We start from the raw sequence: 13858 nt of genomic DNA, 5'->3' as shown, positions 1-13858 counted from the left end.
AGCACGCAGCAAAAAGCCCTCACGATTTTTATGAGGGCTTTTTTTACGGGCTTGATTGAAGCGCTAAGCTTATGTGATATCTAGCGACAAACCGTCTGCGCCTTCGTCCAAAAGGTGGGCGCTGTTTTTGCTACTGAGCTTGATTTTTAGGCGCAAATCGTTTGGTGAATCAGCATGCAAGATCGCTTCTTTATAGGTAATCTCGCCGTTTTCATATAAATCAAACAGTGCCTGATCGAAGGTCTGCATACCGCTCTCTCGTGAGCGCTTCATCACATCTTTAATCTCATGAATCTCGCCTTTACGGATATAGTCGCTGATGAGCTGGGAGTTCAATAAAATCTCAATCGCCGCGCGTCGCCCTTTGCCATCCGGTGTTGGGATGAGCTGCTGGGCGATGATCGCTTGCAGGTTGAGCGACAAATCCATAAACAGCTGGTTGTGACGGCTGGTCTCAAAAAAGTGAATAATACGATCAATGGCTTGGTTGGCGTTGTTGGCGTGTAGCGTGGCAAATACCAAATGCCCCGTCTCAGCATACTGAATCGCGTAGCTCATGACCTCGCGGTTACGAATCTCACCAATCAAGATGACATCAGGGGCTTGGCGCAGGGTGTTTTTTAAACCTGCTTCAAAAGAGTGGGTGTCGATACCGACCTCGCGCTGGGTGATGATACAGCCGCGATGCTTATGGACAAACTCGATCGGGTCTTCGATGGTAATGATATGGCCTTGCGAGTTCTGGTTGCGATGGCCGATCATGGCAGCAAGCGTCGTCGATTTACCCGTACCTGTCGCACCGACCAGTAGGATGATACCGCGCTTTTTCATCGCCAGCTCTTTGAGGACAGGTGGCAGGCGCAGCTCTTCGACGGTTGGGATTTTATTTTCAATTTTACGCAAAATCATCCCAGCCATGTCGCGCTGTACAAACGCGCTGACCCGAAACCGTGCCTGCTTGGCTTCATCAGTGATGGCAAACTGACACTCGTTGGTCTCTTCAAACTCTTGCTGCTGACTGGCCGTCATGACGCTTTGGACCAGTTTTAGAGTTTGGGCAGGGGTCAGCGGGGTCTTACCCACAGGCAGTATCTTGCCGTTCACCTTCATCGAAGGTGCCACTTCAGCAGTAATAAAAAGGTCAGAGCCGTTTTTATTGATCATTAACTGCAATAGTTTATCAATGTCCATGTTGTACCCGCTTTCGATGTCAATCGCCTAAAAAAATATCTAAAATTATGTGATCCGTGATGTCCGCAGTGATGCTGATACTGCAGAGCACTGCGTCAGTGCTGTCTTAATGGCAAATTACCGCCTATAAAAAAGTCTCAGGCTGCTTGGCATAAGGGCGCGCCACGTCTTTGCTGATGGTGCCTTTGGCCACGAGGTTTTTTAAAGTCTGATCAAGGGTGATCATACCGTCGCCTGCGCCTGTTTGAATCGCCGAATACATCTGGGCGATTTTGTTTTCGCGAATGAGGTTACGGATGGCCGGCGTACCTAGCATGATCTCGTGGGCGGCGATACGGCCACCTGCTTGACGGCGCAGCAAGGTCTGTGAGATGACTGCCTGTAGCGACTCTGAGAGCATGGCGCGAATCATGTCTTTTTCGGCGGCAGGAAACACATCAATCACACGGTCAATGGTTTTGGCCGCTGAGCTGGTGTGCAGGGTGCCAAAGACTAAGTGGCCAGTCTCAGCTGCCGTTAGAGCCAAGCGAATGGTCTCAAGGTCACGTAGCTCACCCACCAAAATAACGTCGGGATCCTCACGCAGTGCCGAGCGTAGGGCTGGCTCAAACCCCAAGGTGTCGCGGTGTACTTCGCGCTGGTTGATGAGGCTTTTTTTCGATTCGTGGACAAATTCGATCGGGTCTTCGATGGTCAAAATATGCTCTTTGCGGCTCTCATTGATATAATCAATCATGGCTGCCAGCGTCGTGGATTTACCAGAGCCTGTCGGGCCTGTCACCAGCACCACGCCGCGTTTGAAGTCTGACACGCGTTTGAATACATCGCTCATGCCCAAATCTTCCATCGTTAGGACCTTAGAGGGAATGGTACGAAACACAGCACCTGCGCCGCGGTTTTGATTAAAGGCGTTTACCCGAAAGCGGGCAAGGTTGGGAATCTCAAAAGAAAAGTCCGTCTCAAAAAACTCCTCAAAATCGGCGCGCTGCTTGTCATTCATGATGTCATAAATCAGCTGATGCACCGCTTGATGCGTCATCGCTGGCATATTGATGCGCGTCATCTCGCCATCGACACGAATCATGGCGGGCATACCGGCTGAAATATGTAAATCAGATGCTTTATGTTTAACCGTAAAACGCAACAAGTCTTCGATGCTTAAGGTGTTTTTTTCAGCCATAATCGGATAGTCCTATCAGTCAAAAAAGGTCAAACAAAAGATGATAAAAGTCAATGATAGTGTGGTGCGCATGTCTAGCGCAGCAGAACATAACCTTGAATAAAGCGATCCGCCAGCCTATCTTGTCTTTACCATGACGCTTATATTCAGTAGCATATGTTAGACCATGTAACAATATCATAACAAGACTGCTGGCATTTAACCATCTACTGCCCAAAGAAAATGTAAAATTTGTCTAGCGTTGTAGGTCGCAGATGGGGAGCGAGACATTTAATGTTAGACCCAACTGCTAGACCTAACCGCAACGGGCGAAGCTTATAAACAAACCTATATAACAACAGCGAAAACACTATGGATAAGCAATACTTAATCGACAATTGGCAACGTGTTCATGCACAGGTGGTGGTAGCTTGTAAGCAAGCGGATTCTCACGCCGAGCAGGTAACACTACTGGCCGTCTCCAAAACCAAACCTGCACAGATGATCGCGACTCTGGCGCAGCAGGGTCAGCGCCACTTTGGCGAAAACTACTTACAAGAGGCGCTCGAAAAAATCAATGAGCTACAAAGTCAACCTGACGCTGAGCATATCGTTTGGCATTACATCGGCAGTATTCAGCGCAATAAAACCCGTGATATCGCTGAGCATTTTGATTGGGTGCAAACGGTCGAGCGCGGCATTATCGCCAAGCGCTTAAATGATCAGCGGCCAGAGGATTTACCGCCATTGAACGTATTGGTGCAGGTTAATATTGATGATGAAGACAGTAAGTCAGGCTGTCTGCCAGCCGAGTTGCCTGAGCTAATAAGTGCCATGAAGCGCTATGAGCGTCTGATACTGCGCGGACTGATGATTATCCCTGCCAAGACAGATACCAATGCCTTTGCCCGTACCCAGCAGTTGTTTGAAGGCATTAAAGATAAGCACCCAGACTTGGCGCATTGGGATACGCTGAGCATGGGCATGAGTGAGGACATGGCGGACGCCATCGCTCATGGCTCGACGATGGTGCGCGTGGGTACCGCCATATTTGGGTCGCGAGAGTAGATGCCGTCCTATCTTTTCTCTAACTATTCTCCAATTATACTGTCTCATCAAGTCTGGTAACCAGCATTTGGGTGATTTTGAGGTTGTCGGTGGCGATGATCTCAAAACGATAGTTGGCATATTCGATAGAGTCGGTCTTTTTGGGGATTTTGCGCAGCATATACATCATAAAGCCGCTGATGGTTTCATAGTTTTGATTGCGCGGCAGATTGACGATATCGAGCGCGCGCACCACATCTTCGATAGGCGTCATACCATCGATCAGCCATGAGTTGTCGGTGCGCTGAACGATAGGCTGCTCCTCTAATGTCACAAGCTCGCCCATGACGATGCTCATGACATCTCTCAAGGTAATGACGCCCACCACCAAGCCATACTCATTGACGATGACGGCAAAGTCAGCACCTGTGGATTTAAACATCTCCAGCACCTCAAACAATGATAAGGTATCTGGCACAAACAGCGCTGGTTTTATCAGGGACTTGTCCGTGAGGCTGACTTCTTGTTTATTGAGTACCAACGCCAAAAAACTACGAGATTCGACATAGCCGATGATATGTTCTAAATCATCGTCATGACAGACCAAGAACTTATTGTGCGGCTGTTCAATCATCGTCTCGACGATTTGTTCGGTACTCATTTTTGTATCGAAGTACACGATATGCTCGCGAGGGTTCATCACTGAGGTGACGGTGCGCTCCTGCATCTCAAAGATGTTTTCTATCAAATGATGCTCTTGTTTTTTGAGCACGCCTGCCTCGGCACCAGCATCCATCACCGCATAGATGTCTTCTGGCGTGATGTCATCTTGACGAATGGTGGAGATACCAAAAAACTTAAACAACATATTGGCCGCGCCGTCAAACACCCAAATAACAGGCTTAAAGATAAACGTCAGCGCCATCATTGGCCGCACCAAACGCACGGCAAAAGCCTCGGCATTGGACATCGCCAAGCGTCTGGGCATCAAGTCTGCGAGCAAAGAAAACAGGCTGGTGATGAGGACAAAGGAGATGACTGACGAGACGGCTTCGTTTTTGACCACCAATTGAAAATAAGGGCTGATAGCAGACTCACCGATAGCACCTGCGGAGATGGCCACGGCGTTCAACACCACCTGCACCACAGTGATAAAGCCACCAGGATTGTCTTGCATATGTAGCACATCAAGGGCGCGTACTTCTCCTTCTTTTGCTATGATTTGTAGCTTGATCTTGCGAGCAGCAGCAATGGCAATCTCAGCGCCAGAGACAAAGGCACTCAAGGCAAGTAATAAAAGCAAAAACACACTAGCGGTTAGCAAACTCATGACAGACTCGGTAAAAAGGTAAGGTTCATTAAAAATAATGCAGGATTAGCATAAAAAGAAAAACAGCATGGGTATAGAATCCTTATGTATAAAAACCAAAAAAGCTGGGCAAGCACCCAGCTAATCATAAGGCAGTAAAGTAGTATTAAGCGCTGCTCTTGCATCTAAGTTGGTATCAGTTGGTAAAGGCTTAGATGCTAAAGGCGCAAGCGCTGAGCGTTTAGCCTTTGATTGACCACTTATTGACCAGTGGATAGCGGCGCTCACGGCCAAAGGCTTTGTGGCTGATTTTGGTGCCGATAGGAGCCTGACAGCGTTTGTATTCGCTGTTGTCCACCATCTTGATGACCTTGGCCACCATAGCTGCCTCAAACCCTTTATCGACGATTTCTTGATAGCCCATGTCTTCATCGATATACGACATCAAGATGCTGTCCAATACATCATAATCAGGCAGGCTGTCTTGGTCTTTTTGGTCAGGACGCAGCTCAGCGGACGGCGGACGTGTGATGACGCGCTCTGGAATCACAGGCGTGTCCTCTAGGCGGTTACGGTAGCTTGCCAGCTTATATACTTGTGATTTATAGACGTCTTTTAGTACATCAAAACCGCCTGCCATGTCGCCATATAATGTTGAGTAACCAACTGCCAGCTCTGACTTGTTGCCAGTGGTGATGACCAGATGACCAAACTTGTTGGACAGTGCCATCAGTACCACACCGCGCGCGCGCGCTTGGATGTTTTCTTCGGTGGTATCAGCAGGCGATTTGTTAAACAGTGGCGCTAGCGTATGACGGATACCTTCCACTGCATCAAAGATTGGGCAGACAGTATAAGAAACGTTTAAGCGGCGCGCTTGTGCTTGCGCGTCCTCTAAGCTGATCTGTGAGGTATATTCGTACGGCATCATCACTGCATAGACTTTATCTGCGCCCAGCGCGTCGACCGCGATACAAAGCGTCAAGGCAGAATCGATACCGCCTGACAGGCCGACGATGACACCTGAAAATCCAGAAAGATTGACATAATCACGTAGCCCCACTACCAATGCTTGATACATCTCCGACTCGCGGCTCAAGCTCAGTGGCGCTTTGGTTTGGCTGTCGAACTTGGCTGTTTTGACATCTAAAGTGGCCAGCAGTAATTGGCTCATAAAACGCGGCGCTTCGTGGGCGACGCTGCCATCTGCTTGTATCACCATCGAGCCGCCATCAAACACCAAGTCATCTTGTCCGCCCACGGCATTGATATAGATAATAGGTAAGTCGTTTTCGCGGCTGCGCTTGGCCAGCATGGTCTTGCGGTTTTCTTGTTTTTCGATCTCAAACGGTGAGGCGTTTAGGCTGACGATCATATCAGCGCCTTGTTTTTTTAGCTCGGCGACTGGGCCTTTTTCCCACAAGTCTTCGCAGATGAGCAGACCGATGGTGATACCTTTATAGTCAAACAGCACTTGATTGCGGCCTTTATCAAAGTAGCGGCGCTCGTCAAACACGCCATAGTTTGGCAAAATTTGCTTATGATAAAAGCCTTTTTGATGACCATTATGTAAGATAGCCGCTGAGTTGAAGGTACCGTGATGATCGACGTGCGGATAGCCGACAATCATGACGATGTCGTCGATATCGCTTAGGGTCGATAGCGCGCTTTTGACGCGGCCTGACAAGCTTGGGCGCAGCAATAGGTCTTGTGGTGGGTAACCCAATAAGGCCAGCTCTGGAAAGACGATAACGTCGGCGCCTTGCTCACGTGCTTGCAGCGCTAAGGTGCGCATTTTTTCGGCGTTGGCAGTGATATCACCGACCAAAAAGTGTGACTGTGCCAGTGCAAAAGTAACGGTCTCTGGCGGCTTGCTGGTATGACTGGCCTCGCTCGAGGGGTTTAGATTGGGATTATCAGTGTCTTTTGACATTGTTATTTTTCCTATCGATATAGTATTTAAAATGTGGTCAGGCAGTGTGGGTCTAAGAATCCAACATTCATTCAAACAACATTTATGCAAAATAATGCGGTTATACAGCACTGGTATAGACCGCTTGATTATTAAATCATACAGCGCCTAGATGAAACTTTCGCTTTGAGAGAAGGCGTGAAGCGGCAACTGATACGTGCGCCAATATCCTGCTAATCTCTCAAATTAGCGTCATCGATAACACGACGCTAACCTCTTGATTTGATATCAAAATGGCGATGTCCATGTGATAGCGGCTTTGTAACGGTCTTTATTTTATGATGGATTGCCATTGATGCGCCCAAAAAGCGTAAAATAATCGCTTTAGTATAACATCAATTACCGTGACAAATAGAACGCGCCGGTGAATTACCTGATGAGATAGCTGCTGCAAATGGGCAGAAGCGCGCTGCTGTCGGTGATGGTTTTTATCGACCAAAACCCTATGGTGCAGTGTGGTTATTGTGCTCATAGCTCGGTAGGATTGTATAGAGAAAGTTGTAAGTAAAGATTACAACATAGCGTTATTTATTTGGGATATTTTGTTGCATAATGAGGGGTGATGATCGCTTTGTTTTTGGCGTGTTTTTATAAAAAGAATGGCCGCTAAATGTGTTACGGTATCATAGGACTTGCTACTGCTATCGTGATGGTGTTATCGCTATGAATGTTGGACAAACCCTCGCTTGTGAATACGACTTATGGACATGATCTATAGACGGATATTCATCACCCATTTATAAACTTGCCAGCAAAACTGTGATGGTCTTTGCTGTCCGCCCTTGGTTTATACGCTATGATTGAAAACTGGACAAAAGAATTTATTATTCAGCGCCTGCTGGCCATTACCTTATTGGTTGCGTTATTTGTACTGTGCTTTCAGGTGGTACAGTTTTTTATTGTGCCGGCTTTGTGGGCGGCGATTTTGGCGTATGTGACGTTTCCTATTTATAGTTTTTTTTATGAAAAAGTAAAGCTCAGTCCAGACTTTAGCGCGGCGATTATGACCGTGAGTATCTCACTTATCATCGGTATACCGCTGGTCATTGGGATTTTTATTTTACAACAAGAAGCGTTGAGCCTTATCAGCAACTTGATCTATCGTATCAAGGTGGGCTATCTGGATGTGCCAGAGTCTATCAAGGACTTGCCAGTTATCGGTCAGCAGGTCAAAGATATCTTGTGGCGCATCAATAAAAACCCAGAGGGCACGCTAGAAGCGTTTCGGATGTGGGTGCAGTCGCACTTATACTATGGCAAAGTCGCCTTTGATGTGGTGTTTAGTGGACTTGCCAAGCTGGGTATGGCATTGATGACGCTGTTCTTTTTTTACCGAGATGGCACCAGTTTGGTACGGCAAATACGCCAAGCCCTGCGCAATATCATTGGCAATCGCATCGATGGCTATATTGATTCGGTCGGCACGACGACGCGAGCGGTGGTCTATGGCATCGGGCTGACCGCGCTGGCGCAGGCTTTGCTTGCGGGTATTGGCTATTATTTCTCAGGCGCGCCCAGTCCTATTTTGTTGACCATCGTTACCTTTATTATTGCCTTGATTCCGTTTGGGACGCCGTTTGTGTGGGGCGGGGTGTCGGTCTGGCTGCTAAGCCAAGGCCATACAGTAGAAGGTATCGGTCTGGCACTGTGGGGGATATTTGTCATTAGCTGGGTGGACAATTTGATTCGGCCTATCGTCATCAGCGGTGCCACCAAGATTCCTTTTATCATTATATTTATCGGGGTATTGGGCGGGCTAACAGCGTTTGGCTTTGTCGGTCTGTTTATCGGGCCTGTGGTACTAGCCATCGGTCTGGCCGTGTGGCGTGAGTGGATATCTCAGCATAAAAATGAGATATTTGCTCAGCAAGACGTGGTACTGTCTGAGACTCAGACGTTGCCAACTGTGACTAAATCAGAATAGAGGTACACGACTATGTTAAATAAGAGCGCGGATGTGGCAATGGAAAATAAACCAAATGCGGCAACAGATCTTACCATCGTGGCCGATAGCAATATCGCCAGCTTGTCTGAGTTTTTTAATAATGACACGCTCAGTGGGGCGACAGGACGGCGCGTGCGTATGATCAAGGTGGCAGGGCGCGATATCGATGCGCAGCTATTGGCGGATACGCAGCCCAATGTCTTACTGATACGCTCAGTAACCCACGTCAACGCAGATTTATTGAAAGACAACGACAGTGTGAGGTTTGTCGGTTCGGCGACGATTGGCACCGATCATGTCGATCAAGATTACTTAGCGGCGCGTCGTATTCACTTTGCCAATGCGGCAGGCTGTAGCAAGCACTCTGTGGCGCAGTATGTGCTGAGCGCTATTTTGACCTTGCGGCCTGAGTACTGGCAGCGGTCATCGACGCCGCCCACATTGGGCATCATTGGGCTGGGCAATATCGGTAGTACCTTGGCGCAATATGCCAGTAGTTTGGGCTGGCAAGTGCTCGGCTATGATCCACTACTACCAGCCTCAAGCCTCAATAATGCCAGCTTTGCGCAAGTCATCGAAAAAAGCGATGTGGTCAGCCTGCATGTGCCCTTGACCGACAAAGCAAATGCGACCAGTGCGGCGGGCAGTACCAATCATAGTAGTCATGCCAGTGAGTATCCAACGCGGCATTTAATCGACAAAAACGCTCTGGATGCGATGCCAGCCAGTACCTTATTAATCAACAGCGCTCGCGGGCCCGTCATCGATGCCGCTGCCTTGCAGGCGGATATTGAGCGTACCGGTCGGCAAGTGGTGCTCGATGTCTTTGAGCATGAGCCGCAAATTGAGGAAGCACTGCTAAGCAAACTGGCGATTGCCACCCCGCATATCGCTGGCTACACCTTGGAAGGTAAGCTGCGCGGCACTCAAATGATCTATGATGCGCTCTGTGAAAAACTCTCAATCAGCCCTGCGCAGTCGATGCATCAGCTGCTACCGCTCAATATGTTTTTGTGGTCTGAGCTACAGGCACACCCTGATAGGCTGGTTAAGTTTTATGACATCATGCAAGATGATAAAGCGCTACGAGCCACGCTCGCTGAGGGTCAGGTAAAGGCCGCGGCTTTTGATCAGCTTCGTCGTGATTATCATTTGCGCCGCGAGTGGCAGTTTTAAGCGTATCCTCCATAGGTTTTTATAAAAAGTTGTAGTACATCATCATGAGTTCCAAAGCATCAGTCACATCAAGCCCAAACGCTTGCTTTCAGCCCAGTTATGCGCCGACCATGACGCTTGCCATGGCACAGCAGCGCGCGCATTTTATGAGTAAGGTGCGGCAGTTTTTTGCAGCGCGCCGCGTATTAGAGGTGCAGACGCCGCTACTGTCGCAAGCGGGCAATACCGATACTTTTTTGCAGTCGGTCGCCGCGGCGGTCACTTATCAAGACAAACCGCGCACCTACTATTTGCATACCTCGCCTGAGTTTGCTATGAAGCGTTTACTCGCCAGCTGGCAAGTGCCGATTTATCAGATCTGTCCTGTGTTTCGAGACAATGAGATAGGAGCGCGGCATAATATCGAATTTACTATGCTGGAGTGGTATCAGCCTCATTATAGTCTTGAGGATATGGCCGCCGAGCTGGGAGCGCTATTAGAAGCGCTATATGGTCATTCAGTGGTGCTAAGTCACTATCGCTATGTTGATGCTTTTATGGATTTTGTCGGGATTCATCCGCTGACCGCCAGCCTTGCGACGCTACAAGCAGTTGCAGAAGATAAAGGGCTGATGGGGTTTGATTTTAATGCGAGCATCAACGAGGCCGAAAAAAACGACGCCGGTCAGAGCGAGGGCAGCATCCGCCAAAGCTGGCTTGACTTGCTGTTTAGCCACGTCGTCGAGCCAAACTTAGGTCATGATCTGCCGACGCTGATTATTGAATATCCACCAGCGACGGCAGCACTGGCAAAAACCGCGGTGGATAAAGAGGGTAATACCGTTGCCAAGCGCTTTGAGCTTTATATCAATGGCATCGAGATTGCCAATGCGTATGATGAGCTGGCAGATGGGACAGCGTTACGCCAGCGTTTTGAGCAGGACAATGAACGGCGTCAGCAGCATGACCTGCCAGCCATGCCAATCGATGAGCATCTATTGGCAGCCTCTGATGCGTTGATGCCTTGTAGCGGCATCGCAGTTGGTATCGATCGGTTATTGATGGTGACAACAGGGGCGCGCAGCTTAGAGGATGTGATTGCCTTTCCTAGTGGTTTGGCGTAACTGTGCTATAAGCGTTCTGCGTTAAGTCTTTTAAGAGACCATCATAAAAAAGCGAGTCAAGCAAAAAGGCTGACTCGCTTTTATCTTTTTTAGCTGTAACGGTCGTTTATTTACTACAAAGTGGCGATGGCTTCGTTGATGGCGGTCTCACCATTATGCAGACTAAAGACTTTTTTGATGGTATTGTTTGCGTCCAGTACCGCAGTCAAGGTCGCCGCCACATCTGCAATCGCATTTTCGCCTGCATTGTCATCGTTGATGGTGATTTTGCCAGTACCTGCACGCTCCTTTAGAGCCCCTGCTTGTACGATGGTATAGTCAAGCGTGCTGTCGTTGACCAGCCACTGATCGGCGTAATGCTTACAGATATAGTATTCTTTTAGATCAGCAATGCCCGGAGTGTCCCACTTGCTGGTGTCTAACGAAAACACCGTGCTTAGCATGATATAGCGTTTGATGCCTTTGTCTTCTACCGCTTGCATGGTCTTTACAGCGCCATGTAAGTCCACTTCTAAAACGTCTTTGCCGCCTGAGCCTGCGACAAAATAGACCGCATCGATATCTTGCTCTATTTGCTCGGCGATGGCGTCTTTTTCGGCGGTGATATCTAAGTCTAGCTGACGGTAATTGTCGTTATCAAACAGTTTTTTATCCTGACGCGTGGTACCGATGACCTGATGGTCGTCTGCCAATAGTTGCTCGACCAAATCTGTACCCACACGGCCACTTGCTCCAATCACTAAAATTTTCATATGCATTCCTATTGTTATATATATAAATTACGATGACGTTCTCGTTTTTATCATTGAACATTTGATAGTGCGGTGTTTTAAACGATACTGCATGTTGCCAATGTCATCGCCTTATCAAAGCGTGTCTGAAAACGTACATCTTAAAAACTGTATATAGGCTAACAATAATAAACGGCACACTTCGTTATGAAGCGTGCCGTTTGCATAGTGTTTGGTTATAGAGTGTATAGGGTTTGCAAGAGTGGCAAAAATACGCGAGAGATCAGCGTACCAGCTTATTTAGACCATCAGCAAAGGCTTTTTTGTCACGCTCGCCATAAGGCTTTTGTCCACTCATCTCTTGTGGCTCTAGGACGCCAGTGCCGCGCATGGTATCCATAAAGTCACGCATGTTCAGCTTTTGCTTAATATTTTCTTTATTATAAATGACGCCGCGCGTGGTAAGGACCAACGCGCCTTTGTCTAAAATATCATTGGCCAAAGGAATGTCGCTGGTGATGGCCAGATCGCCTGCCTGTATTTGCTCAACGATATAATCATCGGCTTTATCAAACCCCGATGGTACCACCGTCATGGTAAGCAGGGGTGAGCGGCGCAGTTTAATCGGCTGATTGGCGACGAATATCGCCGCCGTTTGCGTGCGCTCAGCAGTCTTGATAATCAAGTCTTTGGCAATGGATGGTACTGAATCTGCATCTACCCAAATCTGCATTATTTTTTGGCCTGTGTGGGTTGTGCTTTCGCCTCACTGTCCACTTGATGGTCTACCGCTTGGGTTACAGCGGTGTTAGTGGCCTTGCTATCGAGCAATTTGGTATTTTGGGCAGTGCTGTTTGTTTGTGGACTGGCCAGCTCTTGAAGCTTTTGGACGGCAGCGTACTCTTTATCCAAACCGACTTTGTTGGGCAAGATGGCGACCAGCTTGGCCATCGAAGGCTCTAAGTCAGTGACGTCATTGGGCATCAAGGTGATATGAGCGATTTTACGATCGTCGCGCTCAGCCTTGTGGTAGCTGTGATAATGGGCACCATCGATAGCCAGTACGTCGCTGATGTCAGGGTATTGACCCAGCACATTGACCATAATCGCTGGATGGACGTTATCAGTATCGCCTAATGGCAAATCGACCACCGCGCGGATATGGTTTTCAAATTGACTGGTAATCGCCCCTTCGATGCTCCAATGCCCAGAGTTGTGTACCCGCGGCGCAATCTCATTGGCCAGCAGATAGTCATGACCGCGCGCATCTTTGGTGACAAACAGCTCAAGCGCCATCACGCCTACATAACCTAAGTGGTTCATGATCGTGGTGATGGCTTCTTTGGCTTGGCTAAAGATGTGGCTGGTGCCGACAGCAGGCGCTTGGGTCTTGGCCAAAATACCATGATGATGGTGGTTTTCGACCAAATCATAACAGCGCACACTACCGTCTTGGGCGCGCGCCGCAATGATAGACACCTCGCGGCTAAAGTTGATAAAACCTTCGGCAATCAGTGGCGCTGGGGTAGGCGTTAGGCTACCTTTGCCGCTGACCGCGTCTTTGAGGTCGTGCCAAGCTTTGGTGATATCGCTGTCTTGTTTGATGACATACTGGCCTTTGCCGTCATAACCACCGCGGCTGGTTTTTAGAACGATAGGCAGCCCTAATTCATCGCAGGCCTGTTTTAACTGAGCCTCAGAGCTGACTTCTTGAAAAGGTACCGTGGCGATTGCTAAGTCATTAAACATCCGCTTTTCTTTTAAGCGGTCTTGGGCGATATCTAAGGCCACTGGCGGCGGAAACATACCTTGCTTGTTGCCTGATGTTGAGAGGCTGGCCAGTTTTTCGACCGTGGCAGTTGGTGTGTTTTCAAACTCTAAGGTAAAGACATCGGCCGCTGCGATAAAGTCATCGAGCTGCGCGCTTGAAAACACCGTACCATAAAGGCTGGCTGGGCAGTCAGCATTGTCCTCTAAAAACACGCATCGGTAGCCGAGCGGTAGCGCAGCTTGGGCGAGCATCATGCCCAGCTGACCACCACCTAAGATACCGATGGTACGGATAGTTTGAGTAACAGGATAAGCATTGGCTGTGGTCATGATAGTAACTCTTTGAATAAATAATGGATGAAAACGAACGTATTAAAATAGGAAAAGGCGCAATGTCTGCACCTTATTCTTGGGTGAACCCGCATGCTAAACGCGCACTTTAAAACAATCGCTAG

General features: G+C 48.5%; 11 protein-coding genes. 4 read left to right on the top strand and 7 right to left on the bottom strand.

The features are described 5' to 3' along the window. Positions 1 to 69: 69 nt before the first annotated feature. Both BTV99_RS07575 and BTV99_RS07570 read right to left on the bottom strand, forming a co-directional pair. Positions 70 to 1191: a PilT/PilU family type 4a pilus ATPase gene (locus tag BTV99_RS07575; protein WP_075101772.1), complete on the bottom strand. Its 1122-nt coding sequence runs from the start codon at positions 1189 to 1191 to the stop codon at positions 70 to 72. Positions 1192 to 1315: 124 nt separating this feature from the next. Beyond that, complete coding sequence (locus BTV99_RS07570) at positions 1316 to 2371, bottom strand: type IV pilus twitching motility protein PilT (protein ID WP_075101771.1); 1056 nt, start codon at positions 2369 to 2371, stop codon at positions 1316 to 1318. Positions 2372 to 2722: 351 nt separating this feature from the next. Here BTV99_RS07570 and BTV99_RS07565 point away from each other — a divergent pair, with 351 nt between their 5' ends. Further along, positions 2723 to 3418 carry a YggS family pyridoxal phosphate-dependent enzyme gene (locus BTV99_RS07565; protein WP_075101770.1) on the top strand — a complete coding sequence of 232 codons (696 nt, stop codon included), beginning with the start codon at positions 2723 to 2725 and terminating at the stop codon, positions 3416 to 3418. Positions 3419 to 3452: 34 nt separating this feature from the next. Here BTV99_RS07565 and BTV99_RS07560 read toward each other — a convergent pair whose 3' ends face one another. Then, positions 3453 to 4727: a hemolysin family protein gene (locus tag BTV99_RS07560; protein ID WP_075101769.1), complete on the bottom strand. Its 1275-nt coding sequence runs from the start codon at positions 4725 to 4727 to the stop codon at positions 3453 to 3455. Positions 4728 to 4947: 220 nt separating this feature from the next. Then, positions 4948 to 6639 carry an NAD+ synthase gene (locus BTV99_RS07555; protein ID WP_075101768.1) on the bottom strand — a complete coding sequence of 564 codons (1692 nt, stop codon included), beginning with the start codon at positions 6637 to 6639 and terminating at the stop codon, positions 4948 to 4950. A gap of 835 nt (positions 6640 to 7474) precedes the next feature. On the opposite strand from BTV99_RS07555, the gene BTV99_RS07550 reads away from it, so the two are divergent. From BTV99_RS07550 to epmA, 3 genes are read left to right on the top strand one after another with little or no spacing between them, the layout of a single operon-like run. Then, positions 7475 to 8602 carry an AI-2E family transporter gene (locus BTV99_RS07550; RefSeq protein WP_075101767.1) on the top strand — a complete coding sequence of 376 codons (1128 nt, stop codon included), beginning with the start codon at positions 7475 to 7477 and terminating at the stop codon, positions 8600 to 8602. 39 nt (positions 8603 to 8641) lie between these two features. After that, on the top strand, positions 8642 to 9799 hold the full coding sequence (locus BTV99_RS07545; RefSeq protein WP_075101849.1) for a 4-phosphoerythronate dehydrogenase: 1158 nt from the start codon (positions 8642 to 8644) through the stop codon (positions 9797 to 9799). A gap of 44 nt (positions 9800 to 9843) precedes the next feature. After that, positions 9844 to 10902 (top strand): EF-P lysine aminoacylase EpmA, encoded by a 1059-nt coding sequence (epmA, locus tag BTV99_RS07540; protein WP_075101766.1) that lies wholly within the window; start codon positions 9844 to 9846, stop codon positions 10900 to 10902. A 113-nt stretch (positions 10903 to 11015) separates the two neighbouring features. On the opposite strand, the gene BTV99_RS07535 is transcribed toward epmA, so the two are convergent. The 3 genes from BTV99_RS07535 to BTV99_RS07525 all read right to left on the bottom strand — a co-directional run bounded on the left by BTV99_RS07535 (position 11016) and on the right by BTV99_RS07525 (position 13733). Further along, positions 11016 to 11654, bottom strand: a complete 639-nt coding sequence (locus BTV99_RS07535) for an NAD(P)H-binding protein (protein ID WP_075101765.1) — start codon at positions 11652 to 11654, stop codon at positions 11016 to 11018. Positions 11655 to 11916: 262 nt separating this feature from the next. After that, positions 11917 to 12366 carry a YaiI/YqxD family protein gene (locus tag BTV99_RS07530; RefSeq protein WP_075101764.1) on the bottom strand — a complete coding sequence of 150 codons (450 nt, stop codon included), beginning with the start codon at positions 12364 to 12366 and terminating at the stop codon, positions 11917 to 11919. Beyond that, on the bottom strand, positions 12366 to 13733 hold the full coding sequence (locus tag BTV99_RS07525; RefSeq protein ID WP_083608574.1) for a 5-(carboxyamino)imidazole ribonucleotide synthase: 1368 nt from the start codon (positions 13731 to 13733) through the stop codon (positions 12366 to 12368). The genes BTV99_RS07530 and BTV99_RS07525 overlap by 1 nt, the downstream gene beginning before the upstream one ends. Positions 13734 to 13858: the final 125 nt, after the last annotated feature.

Source organism: Psychrobacter sp. Rd 27.2 (assembly GCF_001921755.1).
GTDB lineage: Bacteria > Pseudomonadota > Gammaproteobacteria > Pseudomonadales > Moraxellaceae > Psychrobacter > Psychrobacter celer.
Note: the sequence above shows the minus strand (reverse complement) of the source record. Positions and strands in the feature narration are given on the sequence as shown.